Below are 16,505 nucleotides of genomic sequence, written 5' to 3' on the forward strand. Positions count from 1 at the left end.
GACCTTCATCGACCGTGTCAAACCAATAGGAGAGAAGCATGCAACTACGCAGCTGGTTTTCAGCCGTTTCCCTGGCCTGCGGCATCACATGTCTGGCCGCCGCGGCACACGCCGCGGACTCTCAGCCCAACGCCAAGCAAATCGAAGAGATCGCCAAATCGCAACAAGCGCTGCAAGCGCCGCTTCAACTAGGCGTGGCCTCGCAAAGCCAATATGTTTGCGCCGGCTGGGTGCCTGCCGGCTGGGTCATGGTGGGAGACATGTGGAGCCCCACCAGCTGCGGCAATCCCACTCGCATCACCTACAACGTCTGGCTGATCGAAAGCCTGGCCGACAAAGCCGTCGGTTCGACGATGTATATCTGCAATGGCCCCGTGCCCAGCGGCTGGAGCGTGGTCGGCTCGACGTGGAGCCCCAACACCTGCGGCCATCCCACGCGCATCATGAACAATCAGCTGATCATCCGCCGCATGAGCTAAGCCCCCTCGGCGGCCATGCGCGCGCGCCGGCAAGCGCGTCCCGGCGATGCGCCTGAGTGAACCCTGCATGCATCGCCGGCTTATCCATTCTTATCCGCATCAATAAATCCGCAAAAGACACAGCCTCGCGCGGCTTAGCCTTCTAAACTGAAAATCGGCTTTGTCGACTTAGGGAGCAAGACATGCATGTCAGGGCTTTGGGCGCCTCGGCCTGCATAGGCAACCCCGGCTACACCACTTGCCTGCTGGCCGGCCAGGACACGCTGGTGGACTGCGGAACCGGCGCGGGCACGCTCTCAACAGAAGACATTCTGGCGCTCAGAAGCGTGCTGCTCACCCACAGCCATCTCGACCACACCGGCCTGCTGCCGCTCTTGGCCGATGTGCACGCCTGTCATGACGGACCGGGGCTGGATGTCTACGGTTTGCCGGAAACATTGGATGCCTTGTCCCGCCATTTTTTCAATGACGCCATCTGGCCGGATTACGCCCGCCAGGAGAACGGCAAATCCTGGCTGCGCATGCGGCCCATCGATGTGGGCGACACGGTGCCGCTGACCAATGGCTTGGCGACGGCCCTTCCTGCGCAGCACACTCAGCCCGCGCTGGGCTGGCTGATTGAAGGACCATGGCGCGCGCTGGCGTATAGCGGCGACTCCGCGCCCTGCCCCGCCTTCTGGCAATGGGTCTGCGGCGTTCCCTCGCTGACCGACGTGATATGCGAAGTCTGTTACAACGATGCCCTGCAAGCGCTGGCCGGCAAACAAGGCCATAGCACGCCGGGCCAGCTGGCGTCCTACCTGGCGAAACTGCCCAGCCAGGCCCAATTCTGGGTGACGCATATCGATTCCCGCTGCAGGACTGAAGTGATTCAGGAAATGCAGCGCTTGTGCCCGGCCAATCTGCGTCTCAGCATGCTGAAGGAAGGCACGCTGATTGAACTGTGACTCCATGGCGGAGGACCATCATGCAAGGCTATCAATTATCTTTCTTCACGCAGCAAGACCATCGCCATCATGGCTTGCCGCTAGGCGAATGGATCATGCAGGAGGCTCGCCGGCTGGGCATACGCGGCGCGACGCTGTTCGCCGCCAGCGAAGGCTTCGGCAACGACAGGCGCATCCATGCCGCGCGCTTTTTCGATCTGGCCGACCAGCCGGTGGAGGTGACCCTGGCGCTCAGCGCGCAGGAGGCCGATCTGCTGCTGCAAAGGCTGCGCGAGGAAGGCGTCAAAGTGTTTTACATGAAAACGCCGGTGGAGTACGGCATGCTGGGAGAGGGGTGAAGCAAAAGCGCCGGAAGCCCGCCTCCGGCGCTTGATTCCACTCTTACTTGGGCTGGGTGAAAGTGATGTCGGACAAAGCCGGAACAGGAATGACCTGGCTTTCCACCGTGGCGAAATCGATGTCTTTCAGCTTCAGGCCGAAATACTGCATGCTCTGATAGGTTCGAATGCCGAACTCCCCGGTATTCAGCCCCTTCACCACCGCCCACTGGGTGTAATCCTGATCGTTGCCATCGCGGATGGTGCCGCGCGGAATATCCACGCTATTGAGCAGATGCGTGGCCAGGGTATACGCGTCCTGCACATTGGCCGGCGTATCGGCGTATTGCTTCAGATAGGCGGCGCGGACAAAACGCGACGGCGGCGTGGCGTTGCCCGGCAACCCAGCCAGGCCGCCGCCATGCCCCGGCGAGGAAACCGACAGCGACCCCAGGGTCTGGGACTTGGGATCATTAGGCGTCAGATTCACATAATTGCCCAGATTATCCAGATGCCACGGGAACCAAGGCGCGTTGGTGCATACCCCCACCGGGTTATCGTGGATTTTCTGTTCGCCATTCTGGAATTCGATCACCACCGCCGCGCCGGTCTTGTCCACCACAGAGGCATGCAGAGGCAATTGAGAAGCGAGCAGCGCCGGGAACCAGAAATGCCGAGTCGGCAGCTTGGCCTTGACCTCGGCGATGCTGCCGCAGTTGCCGAGCAGCCAGTCGGCCAGCAACGGCGCCAGCACCGTGTTTTGCAAGTCGCCGAAAGGCTGATACACGGTTCCCGGCAGCCATAGCAAACCCACGCTCAATCCCGCCTCGTTCATGCCGTCGGTCACGATGCGCTCGGACAGCGCCTTCAGCGGCAGATTGGTGGAGCTGATGCCGACATAACCGTATTCGGCGGTCCAGCCCGGCCCTCCCGCCAACTGGCCCAGCAGCTCATGCGCGCCCGAGGGCTGCCGATAAGGCTGGCCTCGCCGCTGGATGTAAAAAGCCGGGGCAAGCGACTGGGCGAACTCCATCGACCGCCCCACCACATGATTGCCGTCTGCAGAGCGGATCTGAAAATGCGTGCACATTCTAGCCTCCTTGGCGCAGGCCATCCCCAACCGCCGGGCGGCGCCGCCAAATCGGCGGCGGGATGGCGCAAACGCCTAGGAAACCCTGTCGCGCGCGGACGCGACACTGTCCTTTCGGACAAATGCTCAGTAGCTCACGTCGAAACCGGCATCGGCTACTGCGGCGGCCAGCTCCTCCGGCGACACGATGGCCGGATCGTACTGGATATCGGCCTGTTTGCCCTCCAGGCTGACTTGCGCCTCGCTGACGCCCGCCATGCCGGTCAGCACGCCGCTGACGCTCTTGACGCAGCCGCCGCAAGTCATGCCATCGATGTTCAAAATCAGGTCTGCCATTTCAATCTCCCTTACGCGTTAATTTGAACGTCAGCGCCAACGGCGCAACAACAAAGAATTGGATACCACCGACACCGAGCTCGCCGCCATCGCCGCGCCGGCGATGACCGGATTGAGCATGCCCAGCGCCGCCAGTGGAATGCCCAGCGCGTTGTAGACGAAGGCGAAGCCCAGATTCTGCCTGATCTTGCGCAATGTGGCGCGCGACAGGCGCATCGCGTCGACGGCATGATTCAGATCGCCGTGCATCAGGGTGATGTCGGCGGTTTCGATGGCGACATCCGAGCCTGCGCCCATCGCCAGGCTGACATCGGCGGCCGCCAGGGCCGGCGCGTCGTTGACGCCGTCGCCCAGCATGGCCACCACCTTGCCCTGCTTTTGCCAGCGCGCCACTTCGGCGGCCTTGTCCTCCGGCCGCACCTCCGCCCGGTACTGGCTAATGCCGGCCTCGGCGGCGATGGAGGCGGCGGTGGCCGGATTGTCGCCGGTCAGCATAAGCACCTCCACGCCCATTCTCTTCAGCGCCGCCACCGCGGCGGCGGAGCTGGGACGTATTTTGTCGGCCAGCGACAACAGGCCGAGCAAACCGCCGTCCGCTTCAACTGCGATCACGGTATGGCCGGCGGCCTGCAGGCTCGCCGCCTGGGTTACCGCCTCTTCTCCTATCCAGGCCGGCACGCCGACACGCACCCGCCCCACGCCCTCGATGCGCGCCGCCACGCCGCGGCCGACCTCGGCCGAGAAGCCGCTCACCGGCAGCAGGGCCAGCCCGCGCGCCTGCCCGCCTTCCAGCACCGCGCGCGCCAAGGGGTGTTCGGACCCGGCCTCCACGCTGGCGGCCAGCCGCAACAGCTCATCCTCGCCCACCCTGCAGGCATGGAGGCCTACCAGCTTGGGCCGCCCTTCCGTCAGGGTGCCGGTCTTGTCCACCAGCAACACGTCCACCTTGCTGGCCATCTCCAGAGCGCCGGCATTGCGGAACAACACGCCGCGGCGCGCGCCATTGCCCACGCCCACCATCACCGCCGTCGGCGTCGCCAGGCCCAGGGCGCATGGGCAGGCGATCACCAGCACCGCCACCGCGTGGATCAAGGCCTGGCTCCAGTCGCCCAACATCCAGGCGCTGAGCAGAAAAGTCGCCGCGCTGATGCTGACCACCGCCGGCACGAACACGCCGGAAATGCGGTCGGCCAATTGCTGGATAGGCGCCTTGGAGCCCTGGGCCGCCGCCACCAGCCGCACAATTTCCGCCAGCTGCGTGGCGCCGCCGACGCCGGTGGCGCGTATCTTCAGCATGCCGTCCTGATTGCGAGTGGCCGCATAGACCTTGTCGCCCAAGGTTTTGGTGACCGGCAGGCTTTCGCCGGTCAGCATGCTTTCGTCCAAGGCGGCCGCGCCGTCCACTACTTCGCCATCCACCGGCAAGCTTTCGCCGTGGCGCACCACCACGATATCGCCGAGCGCCAGGCTGTCCACAGCCACCTCGATCAGCTCGCCACCCCGCTCGACGCGAGCCGTCTTCGGCGCCAGCCGGATCAGCTCCTCGATCGCCGCCGAAGTCTTGCCCTTGGCCCGCGCCTCCAGCAGCTTGCCCAGCAACACCAGCGTGATCACCGCCGCGCTGGCTTCGAAATAGACATGTTGGCCTTCCAGATCCCATAGCGTCACCGCCGCGGACAGCAGCCAGGCCATGCTGGTGCCCAGCGCCACCAGCACATCCATATTGGCCCCGCCGCCTTTCAAGGCATGCCAGGCGCCGCGGTAGAAGCGCCAGCCGACGATGAACTGCACCGGCGTCGCCAGCCACAGCTGCCAATCGCGCGGCAGCAGGCCGTGGTGGCCGAACAGCATCGCCGCCATTTCCGCCAGAAATGGCAGCGTCAGCGCGGCGGAAAAGACGAACCAGGCCAGCTCGCGCCGGTAATGCGCCGCATGGCGCTCGGCTTGGTCCGGCGCCTCGGCGGCCGCCTCCGCCTGGTATCCGGCCTTCGCCACCGCCTGCAGCAGGCTGGCGCGGTCGGACAAACCGGCTATCCAAGTCACCTGCGCCCGCTCGGTGGCGAAGTTGACGCTGGCGGACACGCCAGGCAAACGGCTCAATACCTTCTCCACCCGGGCGGCGCAGGCTGCGCAAGTCATGCCCGAGATGGCCAGCTCCACGCTTTCGCGCCGCACTTGGAAACCGGTTTTGGCGATCGCGGCGATCACCTCGTCCACGCCCGTCCCATCGGCCAGACTGACGCTGGCGGACTCATTGGCAAAGCTGACCGCGGCCTCGACGCCGCTTAATTTGTTCAACTGCTTTTCGATGCGCGCGGCGCAAGCCGCGCAGCTCATGCCGGCGATAGGCAACTGCAGCGTGGTGATGGACATAGCGCTCTCCTTGCCGTCTTTATACCCCCAAGGGGTATCAAGAGCAAGCGAAATCAGGACGCAGGCCACACCTTGTCGCTTTACCGGCCACGGCGGCTGTGTTAACAAGATGGATTGATCGGCAACAACGAGGATGCCCATGCCTTTGAAGCGTTATGGCGCGGATTGCGCCTTGATCGTGGTGGATGTGCAAAACAGCTTCTGTCCCGGCGGCGAACTGGCCGTGCCGGGCGGCGATGAAGTGGCGCCGTTGATCAACCACCTGTCGCTGCTGTTCGAAAACGTCATTCTGACTCAGGACTGGCACCCGCGCGGCCACGTGTCCTTCGCCAGCAGCCATGCCGGCAAGCAGCCCTTCCAGAACATAGATCTGCCCTACGGCCCGCAAACGCTGTGGCCGGACCACTGCGTGGCGGGCAGCCATGGCGCGGCCTTCCACCCGGAGCTGGAAACCGAACGCGCGCGGCTGGTGGTGCGCAAGGGCATCCACGCCCAGGTGGACAGCTACTCGGCCTTTGTCGAAGCCGACCGCAGCACCGTCACCGGCCTGGCCGGCTATCTGAACGCGCTGGGGGTGAAAAAGGTTTGGCTGGCCGGCCTAGCCACCGATTTCTGCGTGGCCTGGAGCGCCATCGACGCCCGCGCCGCCGGTTTTGAAACCTATGTGATAGAAGACGCCTGCCGGGCGATAGACATCGACGGCTCCCTCAAGGAAGCATGGATGACGATGCGCCAGGCCGGCGTCAAACGGCTGCGATCCGACGAAGTGTAAGCGTCCTCAGCCGCGCCAGCGCTGATGCCGGCGCGCGGCCCAAGCCAGCCATTCAAACAGCGCGGACACCGCGGCGGACGTCAGCACGATCAAGGTCGCCATCGCCGCCGCGGCCGCGGTGTCGCCCGCATCGTCCATGGTGACGATGGACACCGCCGCCAGGCTGCGCTCCGGCCCGATGATGAAAATCAACGCCGACAGCGTCGTCATCGCGGACACGAACAGAAAACGCGCCACCTCAAGCAAGGCCGGCAGGCACACCGGCAGCGTCACCCGCCGCATGGTGACCCAGAACGGCACTTTCAACGATGCCGCCACCGCCTCGAATTCGCCATCCAGCTGCTTGAGCACGGTGCAGACCGTCAGGTGCGCGGTGGAGTAAAAATGGCCTATGGCGCACATCGTCAGCAAGGCCAGCCCGCCATACAGGCCGCTCAAGGGATTGAGCGGATGGTTGAAGAAAAACACATAGCCCAGACCCAACACCAGCCCCGGCACCGCCATCGGCAACAAGGCCAGAAAGCCCAGCGCGGCCCGCCCCGCCGGCGCGGCGCGCAAACGCTCGGCGGCGCTCGCGCCGGCGAACACCAGCAGCGTGCCGATCAGCGCCGCGGCGCAAGCCATCTGCAGCGAATTGAAATACGCGTCCCAGCCGCCGCCGTCGACCTGGTCGAAACGATAATGCGCCAGCGTCAGAGACATGTCGTAAGGCCAATAGCGGATGAAGGACGCGGCGACGCCCACGCCCAACAAGGCCAGGAGGGGGAGAGACAACCCCGCCAGCATCAACGCGGCCAAAAGATCGCGCCGGCCATCCGCGCCGGGCGCATAGGGCACGGCCCGCGCCGACATCGCCGCCTGCTGCCGCCGGGAAACCGCGCGCTCCACCCAAAACGACAAGGCCGCGGGCAAGAGCAGCATCAGCCCCACCACCGCGCCGCGCGGAAAGTTCTGCTGCCCCACCACCTGCTTGAACACTTCCACCGCCAGCACATTGCAATCGCCGCCCAGGACCTTGGGCACGCCGAAGTCGGTGGCCACCAGGGTGAACACCAGCAGCGCCGCCGACACCAAGCCATAGCGCGCGCCCGGCAGCGTGATGGTGACAAAGCGCCGCCAAGCGCCCGCGCCCAAGGCCCGGCCCGCCTCGTACAGGCGGGCGTCGGCCGAAGCCAGCGCGGCGCTCAGAATCAAGACGGCGTAAGGGAAAGTGTAAAACGCCTCGCCGGCCGCCACGCCCCAGAAACCATATACCGTGCCGCCATGCAGCCAGGATTTCAGCCAGCCCTGGTTGCCGAACAGATACACCAGCGAGATGGCCGGCATCAGCGATGGCGCCAATAAAGGCGACAGCGCGATCAGACGGAACAGGCTGCGTCCCGGCGCCAGGCTGCGGCTCAAGGCCCAGGCGAAAGCGAAGGCTGCCGGCACCACGATAAGCGCCACCGTCGCGCCCAGCAACAGGCTATTGAGCGCCGCGCGCAGCAGATTGGGAGAGGCCAGCACTTCGGCGAAATTGGCCAGGCCGGCAAAGCGGCCATTCATATCGAAAAAAGCCTTGGCCAGGATGCTGAGCAGCGGCAAGCCCACCGCCAGCGCCAGGGCGGCGACCACCAGCCACACCCAAGCCGCGGCGGCCATCGCCTCGCCATTCACAGTCCGGTCCGGCTCAGCCAGCTTGATTCTGCGCGCCAGATTCAGCATGCGGCCTCCGCGGCATAGGCGCGCAGCTTGCCGGCCGGCAACTCCAGCGCCACGATCTCGCCTGGCAGCAAGGGTTGCCTATCCAGCATCGACGGGCATAGTTCCGCCCGCAGCGTCACCCCCGGCATGCCTTCCGGCCGCAGACGCAAGCGGGTCATGGCGCCGCCGAAGGCCGCATCTTCTATCCTCGCCAGCACGCCGTTGCCGCCCGGCTGCCAACGCGGCTTGAGCAGCACATCCTCGGGCCGCAAAAACAGGGTCAAAGCCTCGGCATCGGGCACATTCTGCTCCAATTCGAAACAGCAACCGCCCACCTCGGCCTCGCGCGCGCCGCGCCGCCGCGCTGGCAGCCAATTGGCGTCGCCGACAAATTCGGCGACGAAGCGGCTGGCCGGCTGGCGATAAATTTGCGAAGGCGTGCCGATCTGCTCGATCCGCCCGCCGTTCATCACCACCACCCGGTCGGCGATGGCCAGCGCCTCTTCCTGATCATGCGTCACCATCAGCGTGGTGACGCCCAGCTTCTGCTGCAGCTGCTTGAGCTCGTCGCGCAGCTTGTCCCGCACCCTGGCGTCCAGAGCCGACAAGGGCTCGTCCAGCAACAACAAGCTCGGCGAAGTCGCCAAGGCTCGCGCCAGCGCGATGCGCTGCTGCTGGCCGCCGGACAGCTGCGACGGATATTTGTCTTCGCAGCCCGGCAAACCCACCATGTCCAACAGCTCGCGCACCCGTTGCGCGTGCGCGGCCTTGTCGCGCCGCGGCGTCAAGCCATAGGCGATGTTGGCGGCGACGCTCAGATTGGGAAACAAGGCATAGCTCTGGAACACGATGCCATAGTCGCGGCGGGCCGGCGCTTCGCGGGTGATGTCGCGTCTGGACAGATGGATGGCGCCGGCGTCGGGCTGATCCAGCCCGGCAATCAGCCGCAGCAGCGTGGTTTTGCCGCAGCCGGACGGACCCAGCAGGCACACAAACTCGCCCTTGGCGATGGAAAGGGAAACCCCGTCCAGAGCGGTAAAGCCGCCGAAGCGGCGGATCAGCCCATTAACAGACAAATGCTCGAACAAGAGGCTATAAGCCGGATGCATCGCGTACTCCAGAAACGCCAAAATCAAAGCCGCCCCGCGCCGGGGGCGGCCTGAGAAACGCCCTTACTCCTTGGGCGCGGACTTGCTTTCATAACGGCGCGACCATTCCTTGAGGATGGATTCGCGGTTCTGCGCGGCCCAGCCGAAGTTGTTCTTCGCCAGACGCTGCGCGTAATCCACCGGGATGAAGGGGTTCTGCTTGGCCACGCCCGGCATCGCCAGCACCGCGTAGTTCTGCTCATACAGTTTCATCGCCGGCAGGCTGACCGAGAAGTCGGCCAATTTCTTGGCGGCATCCAGATTCTTGGTGCCCTTGACGATGGCGGTGGCTTCCAGGTCCCAGCCCAGGCCTTCTTTCGGGTAGATCAGGTCGATGGGCGCGCCCTTTTCCTTCAACTGCGCGCCGCGGTATTCAAACGAGATGCCGATCGGAAACTCGCCGGCGGCGGCCATCTTGCACGGTTTGGAGCCGGAGTGGACATACTGGGCGATATTGCCGTGCAGCTTGTCCATATAGGCCCAGCCCTTCTTATCGCCCATCGTCTGCAGCCAGGCGGACACGTCCAGGTAGCCGGTGCCGGAAGACGCCGGATGCGGCATCACGATCTGGTCCTTATAGATGGACTTGGTCAGATCGGCCCAGGTTTGCGGTTTGGGCAGGTTCTTCTTGGCGGCTTCAACCGTGTTGAAACAGATGGTGGCGGCCCACACGTCCATGCCGGTCCACTTCGGCGGCTTGGCCTTGTCGACAAACTGCGGGCTCAGCTTTTCCACGCCCTTGGGCGCGTAAGCCTGCAACATGCCCTGCTGATCCAGGATCATCAGGCTGGTGGCGGCCAGGCCCCAGACAGCATCGGCCTGCGGACGATCTTTTTCTGCCAGCAGGCGGGCGGTGATCACGCCGGTGGATTCGCGCACCCAGCGGATTTCTACATCCGGGTTGGCCTTCTCGAATGCTTCCTTGTAATCCTTGACCTGATCCGCTTCCAGCGCGGTGTAGACGGTCAGCGTGGTCTTGCCCACGGCCAGCGGGGACAGCAGACCAGTCAGCGCGAGACCGGCGGCGATTGCCACATGCTTCTTCATCGACATTGCTCCTAGATTTAGACGTATAGACCACTACTGCGGCACGTCTTTCGACTTTCGCGAAACAAGCGACACTGTAGAGGGTGGGAATGAAGCCAAAATGAACAAGGGATGAAGTTTGTCTTGCGCCGCTAGACATATTCGCGCCGCTTGGCGCGCGAGACCGGCAGCCAGGCGGATATTAACTATATTTGCAATGCGGATGCTCCCGCGCACCGGCTGGCAGGCCGGCTGCCAACCGATAGGAACCCATGCACGATGGCGCCCCCGTGTCCCGCCCGACTAGCCCTTGCGCGCATGATACTCGGCGCCTTCGCTGTCGCGTTTCCGCTCGCGCAGGCGCAGGCTCAGCCGCTGCTGGAGTTGAGCGTGGGCGTCGTCCCACAACAATCGGCATCCGATTTGGCCAAAAGCTGGGGACCGTTGATCCAATACCTTGGGCAACGCTGCCAGCTGAATCTCCACTTCGATACCGCGCCCGATATCCCGACCTTCGAATCGCGGCTGGCGGACGGGCTCTATGACTTGGCCTATATGAACCCGCTGCACTATGTCCACTTTCATGTCTCTCCAGGCTATCTGCCGCTGACGCGGGAGAAAAACCGCCCGCTCAGCGGCCTGATCCTGGTCAGGAATGACAGCCCCATTCACGCCATCTCGGACTTGCAAGGCAAAACCCTTGCCCTCCCCGCTCCCGAGTCCTTCGCCGCCAGCGTGCTGCCGCTGGCGGAATTGACGGCGCGCGGCATCCGCGTCACGCCCCGCTACGTCGGCTCGCACGACTCTGTCTACCTGGGGGTCAGCAAAGGCTTCTTCGCCGCGGGCGGCGGCATCAATCGAACCTGGCTGCAACAAACGCCCGCCATCCGCAGCCAGCTGCGCATCCTGTGGCAAACCCCGCCGCACACGCCCCACGCCTTCGCCACCCACCCCAGGCTCGCGCCGGAAACCCGTTCCTGCCTGCGGCAAGCGCTGGTCGGTCTGGCCGATGGGCCGGAGGGGCGCGGCTTGTTGAAGACGCTGCAGCTCACGCCGCAAACGGCGGCCCAGGACAGCGACTGGGATGATATCCGCCGGCTGCGCATCCCCTACACTCCCCCAACCGAGCGCTGAACGATGTCATTCCGCATAAAAACCGTCCTGGGCATCGCGCTGATCCTGACCGCCATGCTGGCCATCCTGATCCAGACCGGCCTGACCCTGCTGTACGACGCCAGCGTGGGAGAAATGCGCCGCCATGCGGAAGCGAGCGCCGAGCTGTTCGCCCGCACCGTTCAAAATGCGGTGATCAGCACCGATCTCGCCACGCTCAACAGCGCGGCGGTGCAAATCGTCCAGTCGCGCAGCGTGGTCTATGCCCGGATCTACAACAAACAGGGATGGGTGATGGCGGAAGCCGGCGATCCGATGATCCTGGCCTTGCCGCCCAAAAACAACGTCGAGCCCAATAGCCTGCCGGAAGGACAGCCCTTGGTGACCATTCGGCCCATCTCGGTGGGCCCTGTCGTGTACGGCAGGGTGGAGGTGGGCAATTCCTTGGCCGCCCACCAGCAATTGATGACGCGCGCCCGCGCCTTCGCCGCCGCGCTGGCGCTGGGCGGCTGCGCCCTGTCCATTCTGCTGTCCTGGCTGCTGGGCGACTATTTGACTAGGCAACTGAGCATTCTGCGGCGCGGCGCGGAAAAAATCATCGCCGAAACCGGCTATCAGATGCGGATCTCCGGCCGCGACGAAATCGCCGACACCGCCCGCATGTTCAACCAAGTGTCCGCCCGGCTGGCGGATGAGCATGCCCGCTTGCAAGCGGCGCTCAATGAAGCGGACAAGGCTATCCGCGATCAGCGTCAGCAAGAAAAGATTCTGGACGCGGTCAATTACCTGCAAAGCCTGTTCATCGGCAAGGCCGACAGCGAATCCATGTTCAATTACGCGCGCGACATCTTGCTGCTGTGGTTCGGCGTGGAATGCGGCTTTCTATCCGAAGTCCGCGACAACGCGCATCCTCCCGCATTTCACCCGTTGACATCGCCGCAGCCGCCCTTGACCGCCACGCCGCCCGAGGAAAACATCATCGATCACTGCCTGTTGCGGCAAAGCGAGCAATTGATCAGGCTGCAGCAAAGCTGCGTCGGCGCCTATGGCGACCAACACTGCTTCCTCAGCCTGCCGCTTCAATTGGCCGATAGAGTCATAGGCGTATTCACGTTGTTCTTCCCCGCGGATTCGCCAGAACTGCAGGCCATCGACATTCCTCCCGTCTTGGGCAACACCTTGGCCCAGCTGATACTGGCCAGCCGGGATCAACATGCGCTGGAACAGGCCAGGCTGGAGCTGACTCGGCAGCAAACCCTGCTTTCCGGAGTGGTGAATACCGCCATCGACGGCATCCTGACGCTGGATCGCACCGGCATCGTCATCAGCGCCAATTCGGTGGCGGAAAAGATGTTCCGCTTGCCGCCGGGCAGCATGACAGGCCTGTCTTTGCTGGAGCTGGTGTCTCCTGCGGATCAAGACGAGCTCATGAATATCATTCTTGAGGCCGATGCCGCCGATTTCGGCGATCTCAAGCAAGTCACCGGCCAACGCGTCGACGGCAAGACCTTTCCGCTGGAGCTGGCCATCACCCGGATGCCGGATCTGGACGGCGCATGCTACAACCTGATGCTGCGGGACATCACCCGCCGCCAGGAGGAAAAAGAAGAGCTGCTGCGCGCCAAGGAGCAAGCCGACGCCGCCTATCGGGCCAAAAGCGCTTTTCTCGCCACCATCAGCCATGAAATCCGCACCCCCATGCATGGCGTGCTGGGCATGCTGGAGCTGCTGCGCATGACGCCGCTCAACCCAGAGCAGCAGGACACGCTGCACACCGCGCAGGAATCCGCCCAATCGCTGCTGCGGCTGATCGACGATATTCTCGACTTCTCCAAGATTGAAATCGACCAGATGGAGCTGGCCTCCACGCCCACGCCGATTCGTCCGCTGCTGCAGCAGCTCCAGGGGCTGTATGCCCAATCCGCCCAGCACAAGCAGCTGGATTTCAAGCTGGATATCGCCCCTGAATTGGCGCCGGTCCTGAGAATCGACCCGCTGCGTCTGCGCCAGATTTTGCAGAACCTGTTGAGCAACGCCTTGAAATTCACGGAGCAGGGCAGCATCCAGCTCCGGGCGCGGGTCATAACGCAAGAGGAAGACAACCAGCTGGTGAGTTTCGAAGTCATCGACACCGGCGTCGGCATCCCGTACGAGCGGCAAGCGGGATTGTTTCAGCCCTTCAGCCCCCAAGCCGCCCTGCGCCGACAGGGCAATACCGGCCTGGGGCTGGCCATTTGCCAGAAACTCGCCGCGCTGATGAACGGCAAGATAGAGCTGGAAAGCGAACCCGGCATTGGCACCCGCGTTCAGCTCAGCTTGTGGATAGAGACCGGCAGCCCGGGCGATCCCGTCCAGGAGGCGCCCCCCCTGCCGCCGGCGACCACCGCCAGCGAAGCGCGCATCTTGCTGGCCGAGGACAACCCCACCAATCTGAAACTGGTGACGATGCAACTGGACAAGCTCGGCTATCAGACCGAAACCGCCGTGGATGGCGAGCAGGCCTTTCAGAAATGGCGGCAAGACCGTTACGACCTGGTGCTGAGCGACTGCCATATGCCGCATGTGGATGGCTTCGAACTCGCCAGGCGCATACGCGAGCACGAGGCCGAGCACCCCTTGCGCTCGCGCATTCCCATCATCGCCTGCACCGCCAGCCCTCAAGAACAGGAGCGGATCCGCGCGGCCGGCATGGATGATTTTCTCGTCAAGCCGCTATCCCTGCGCGACCTCGCCGCCATGCTGGAGAAATGGCTGCACACGCAAGCCCATGCGGCCGACGACGCGCCCAAGGCAAGCCGGGAGAAATCGCCGCGCGCGGTCGAGGATGCGCCCGTCGACTTGAACCTGCTGGACGAGTCTGGCGAGAACATGGCGCGCCAGCTGGTGACGGAATTCATACGCCATTGCAAACGCGATATCTCTCGCCTGCGCGACGCCATCGCCTCGGACAATATGCAAAACCTGTCCAATATCTCGCAATCGCTGACCGAAGCGGCCCAAAGCATGGGCGCCAAGGCCATAGGCGCGGTCGCCACCCAGATGCAACAATCCGCCGATGCCGGGCTGGCGGAGGTTCAGCCGCGGCTATTGCTAGAGCTGGAAAACCGCTGCCGCCAGCTTGAGCAATGGCATGAACGCCGCAAAGAGGAAAAACAGCTCAATCAGGAATAGCCTGCCCGGCGTCTTGCCGCTGCCGAAGCAACAGGATCAAGCGCTCCCCGGCCTCTGACAAGGCGCCGTCATTCCACAGCACCTCGCAATCCGGCGGCGGCGCAAAGCTGGCCGCCTCGCGCAAACGCCCGGCGATGGCGTCCACCGACTCACGCCCGCGGCCGGCCAGCCGCGCGGCCAGCACTTCCGGGCTGGCGGTGATCCAGAGCGGCCGCAGCGTGGGGAAATGCGCCGCCGCCAGCGCCAGGCTGGAGCGCGAGCCGTTGACCACCACGTCCAAGCCTTGCCTCAGCCATAGATCAACCTCCACGCCCAGGCCATAAGCCAGGCCATGCCGCCGCCAACAGAGCGCGAAACAGCCGCTGGCCTCGCGCGCGTCGAACTCCTCCGCGCTCAAGGCCACATGATTCTCGCCGCCGGCGTCGGCCGGACGGGTGATATAGCGGTGGGCGAACATCACACCCTGGGGCAAACGCCGCCGAGCATACGCCAGCAGGCTGTCCTTGCCCGCCCCGGACGGGCCGATCACATACCACAACGCTCCCGGTTCAACACTCATAGCGCGCCACCTCGCCGTCAAAACCGCAGTAAGCCAGATAGCGGAACGGCTCGCCCTGCCCGCGCTCAATGAACAGCGCGAGTCCGGCGATCTCCACCTTGTCCAGCAGGCCGGCGAAATGGCGGCGCGCGGCGCGCTCCAGCGCGGCCGCCGTCTCGGATTCGCGGTCCAGCTTGTCGGAAAGCGTCTGGTGGAAACGGAACTGCTCGAACACATAGGGATAGCCCCAGCGCCGGTACAAAGCCTGCTGCCTGTCATTCAATCCAGCCCTGGCCTTCAAGGTCGCGGATCGGTCCGCCAAGGGCGCCAGCGCCACCACGCAGGCCGCGGCCAGCTCATCCAGCGCCGGCGACTCAGCTTGCGGCCGCAAGGCCAGGAAATCGCCCAGCCACGCCACTTGCAGCGGCAGGGAAAAAGGCTGGAATGTTTGGGCCAACGCCGCCGTCCGGCCGATCAAAGCGTCCTGATCGACATCGGCGCTCAAGACAAACGGCGCTTTCAGCGTGGCATGCCAGCCGTAGCGGGCGGCTTCGCGGGTAAGCACGGCCAGCGCCGGCGCGCCCTCCACCGCGGGCTGCGTCAAACGTTCACCAGTACAGGCATCCGCGCCCAGCCATTCGCAGCCAGCGCGCCAGAAATCGCCATCCGGCCGCGGCGCGTAGTACAGGGCATAGCGCATCACTCCTCCCCCATCACCAGTTGCACTAGGTCGCCGTTGAAGCAGGTGACGCCGTATTGCACCGGCGCGCCTGCCGCATCGACGTTCAAGGACTTCACATGCAGCACCGGCCGGTTCTTGGGAATGCCCAGATAATCCACCGTATCCGCGTCCGGCAGCCGCGCGGTGACGCGGGTGAAGCGGCGGGTGTAGTCCGCTACGCCGCAGTCGGCCAGCGCCCGCGTCACCGAACGATGCTTCAAATAGGCTTCCGGCAAACCGGGAAAACGCGCGGCCGGGAAAAACAGGGTGGCGTAATCGACCACCCGGTTCTCCACCCGGCTCAACGTCTTGATGCGGTACAAGGCGTCGCCGACGGCGACCTGCAGCAGATCGGCCAGTTCGGCGTTGGCCGGCACCGTATCGCTATTCAGAATGTCCACGTCGGAGCTGAGGTTCTGCTTGGCCATATTCTGCGAAAAACGCGTGCGCTTGCTGATGGCGTAGTCGATCGCATTGTCCTGTACAAAGGTGCCGCGCCCCTGCTCCACTCGCAACAGGCCGCGCTCCACCAAGGTGGCCACCGCGCGGCGTATGGTGTGGCGGTTGACAGCGAAACGGTCGGCCAATTGCAGCTCGGTCGGCAGCTGCGCGCCCGCCAGCAAGGCGCCTCTGGCGATGTCCGCAGCCAGGCTGTCTTCTATCTGCCGCCACACGGCGACGCCGGAACCTCTCTCAATCATTGCCACGCTCCCCTTTGTCTCGCCTCGGCGAAGGTCTAGCCGCGCCGTAAAAACGTCACAAAACCTTCATCGCCGCATGCTGTTAATCCG

Annotated in this window: 15 protein-coding genes; 6 read left to right on the top strand and 9 right to left on the bottom strand. The window is 64.3% G+C overall.

The window, feature by feature from the left end:
- Positions 1-38: 38 nt before the first annotated feature.
- The 3 genes from NKT35_RS01555 (at position 39) to NKT35_RS01565 (ending at position 1,764) form a co-directional block, all read left to right on the top strand.
- A complete protein-coding gene (locus tag NKT35_RS01555) occupies positions 39-479 on the top strand; it encodes a hypothetical protein (protein WP_254298109.1) in 441 nt (146 codons plus the stop codon).
- Positions 480-661: 182 nt separating this feature from the next.
- A complete protein-coding gene (locus NKT35_RS01560; protein WP_254298111.1) occupies positions 662-1,426 on the top strand; it encodes a 3',5'-cyclic-nucleotide phosphodiesterase in 765 nt (254 codons plus the stop codon).
- 20 nt (positions 1,427-1,446) lie between these two features.
- Entirely contained in the window at positions 1,447-1,764 is a 318-nt protein-coding gene (locus NKT35_RS01565; RefSeq protein ID WP_254298113.1) for a DUF190 domain-containing protein, read from the top strand.
- A 43-nt stretch (positions 1,765-1,807) separates the two neighbouring features.
- Here the strand turns inward: NKT35_RS01565 and NKT35_RS01570 are convergent, their stop codons facing one another.
- The 3 genes from NKT35_RS01570 to NKT35_RS01580 all read right to left on the bottom strand — a co-directional run bounded on the left by NKT35_RS01570 (position 1,808) and on the right by NKT35_RS01580 (position 5,542).
- On the bottom strand, positions 1,808-2,833 hold the full coding sequence (locus NKT35_RS01570) for a linear amide C-N hydrolase (RefSeq protein WP_254298115.1): 1,026 nt from the start codon (positions 2,831-2,833) through the stop codon (positions 1,808-1,810).
- Between the two features lie 126 nt (positions 2,834-2,959).
- Positions 2,960-3,169, bottom strand: a complete 210-nt coding sequence (locus NKT35_RS01575) for a heavy-metal-associated domain-containing protein (RefSeq protein ID WP_254298116.1) — start codon at positions 3,167-3,169, stop codon at positions 2,960-2,962.
- 30 nt (positions 3,170-3,199) lie between these two features.
- A complete protein-coding gene (locus tag NKT35_RS01580) occupies positions 3,200-5,542 on the bottom strand; it encodes a heavy metal translocating P-type ATPase (protein WP_254298118.1) in 2,343 nt (780 codons plus the stop codon).
- Between the two features lie 139 nt (positions 5,543-5,681).
- Here NKT35_RS01580 and pncA point away from each other — a divergent pair, with 139 nt between their 5' ends.
- Positions 5,682-6,314 (top strand): bifunctional nicotinamidase/pyrazinamidase, encoded by a 633-nt coding sequence (gene pncA, locus NKT35_RS01585; protein ID WP_254298120.1) that lies wholly within the window; start codon positions 5,682-5,684, stop codon positions 6,312-6,314.
- Positions 6,315-6,320: 6 nt separating this feature from the next.
- On the opposite strand, the gene NKT35_RS01590 is transcribed toward pncA, so the two are convergent.
- From NKT35_RS01590 to NKT35_RS01600, 3 genes are all read right to left on the bottom strand, one after another.
- Positions 6,321-8,018, bottom strand: coding sequence for a putative 2-aminoethylphosphonate ABC transporter permease subunit (locus NKT35_RS01590; RefSeq protein WP_254298122.1), 1,698 nt, complete (start codon positions 8,016-8,018; stop codon positions 6,321-6,323).
- Positions 8,012-9,106 carry a putative 2-aminoethylphosphonate ABC transporter ATP-binding protein gene (locus tag NKT35_RS01595; RefSeq protein ID WP_254298124.1) on the bottom strand — a complete coding sequence of 365 codons (1,095 nt, stop codon included), beginning with the start codon at positions 9,104-9,106 and terminating at the stop codon, positions 8,012-8,014. Before NKT35_RS01595 ends, NKT35_RS01590 begins: the two co-directional genes overlap by 7 nt.
- Positions 9,107-9,169: 63 nt before the next feature.
- Positions 9,170-10,192: a putative 2-aminoethylphosphonate ABC transporter substrate-binding protein gene (locus tag NKT35_RS01600; protein WP_254298126.1), complete on the bottom strand. Its 1,023-nt coding sequence runs from the start codon at positions 10,190-10,192 to the stop codon at positions 9,170-9,172.
- A gap of 297 nt (positions 10,193-10,489) precedes the next feature.
- On the opposite strand from NKT35_RS01600, the gene NKT35_RS01605 reads away from it, so the two are divergent.
- Entirely contained in the window at positions 10,490-11,305 is an 816-nt protein-coding gene (locus tag NKT35_RS01605; RefSeq protein WP_254298128.1) for a phosphate/phosphite/phosphonate ABC transporter substrate-binding protein, read from the top strand.
- Positions 11,306-11,308: 3 nt separating this feature from the next.
- Positions 11,309-14,455, top strand: coding sequence for a PAS domain-containing hybrid sensor histidine kinase/response regulator (locus NKT35_RS01610; RefSeq protein WP_254298129.1), 3,147 nt, complete (start codon positions 11,309-11,311; stop codon positions 14,453-14,455).
- Here NKT35_RS01610 and phnN read toward each other — a convergent pair.
- Genes phnN through phnF form a run of 3 tightly spaced genes read right to left on the bottom strand, consistent with a single transcriptional unit; the run spans position 14,442 to position 16,415 of the window.
- Positions 14,442-15,014, bottom strand: a complete 573-nt coding sequence (gene phnN / locus NKT35_RS01615) for a phosphonate metabolism protein/1,5-bisphosphokinase (PRPP-forming) PhnN (protein ID WP_254298131.1) — start codon at positions 15,012-15,014, stop codon at positions 14,442-14,444. The two genes, NKT35_RS01610 and phnN, sit on opposite strands and share 14 nt — an antisense overlap.
- Positions 15,004-15,693, bottom strand: a complete 690-nt coding sequence (locus tag NKT35_RS01620; protein WP_254298133.1) for a DUF1045 domain-containing protein — start codon at positions 15,691-15,693, stop codon at positions 15,004-15,006. The genes phnN and NKT35_RS01620 overlap by 11 nt, the downstream gene beginning before the upstream one ends.
- Positions 15,693-16,415, bottom strand: coding sequence for a phosphonate metabolism transcriptional regulator PhnF (gene phnF / locus NKT35_RS01625; RefSeq protein WP_254298135.1), 723 nt, complete (start codon positions 16,413-16,415; stop codon positions 15,693-15,695). The genes NKT35_RS01620 and phnF overlap by 1 nt, the downstream gene beginning before the upstream one ends.
- Between the last annotated feature and the right edge of the window lie 90 nt (positions 16,416-16,505).

The organism is Chromobacterium sp. IIBBL 290-4 (genome assembly GCF_024207115.1).
Taxonomy (GTDB): Bacteria; Pseudomonadota; Gammaproteobacteria; order Burkholderiales; family Chromobacteriaceae; genus Chromobacterium.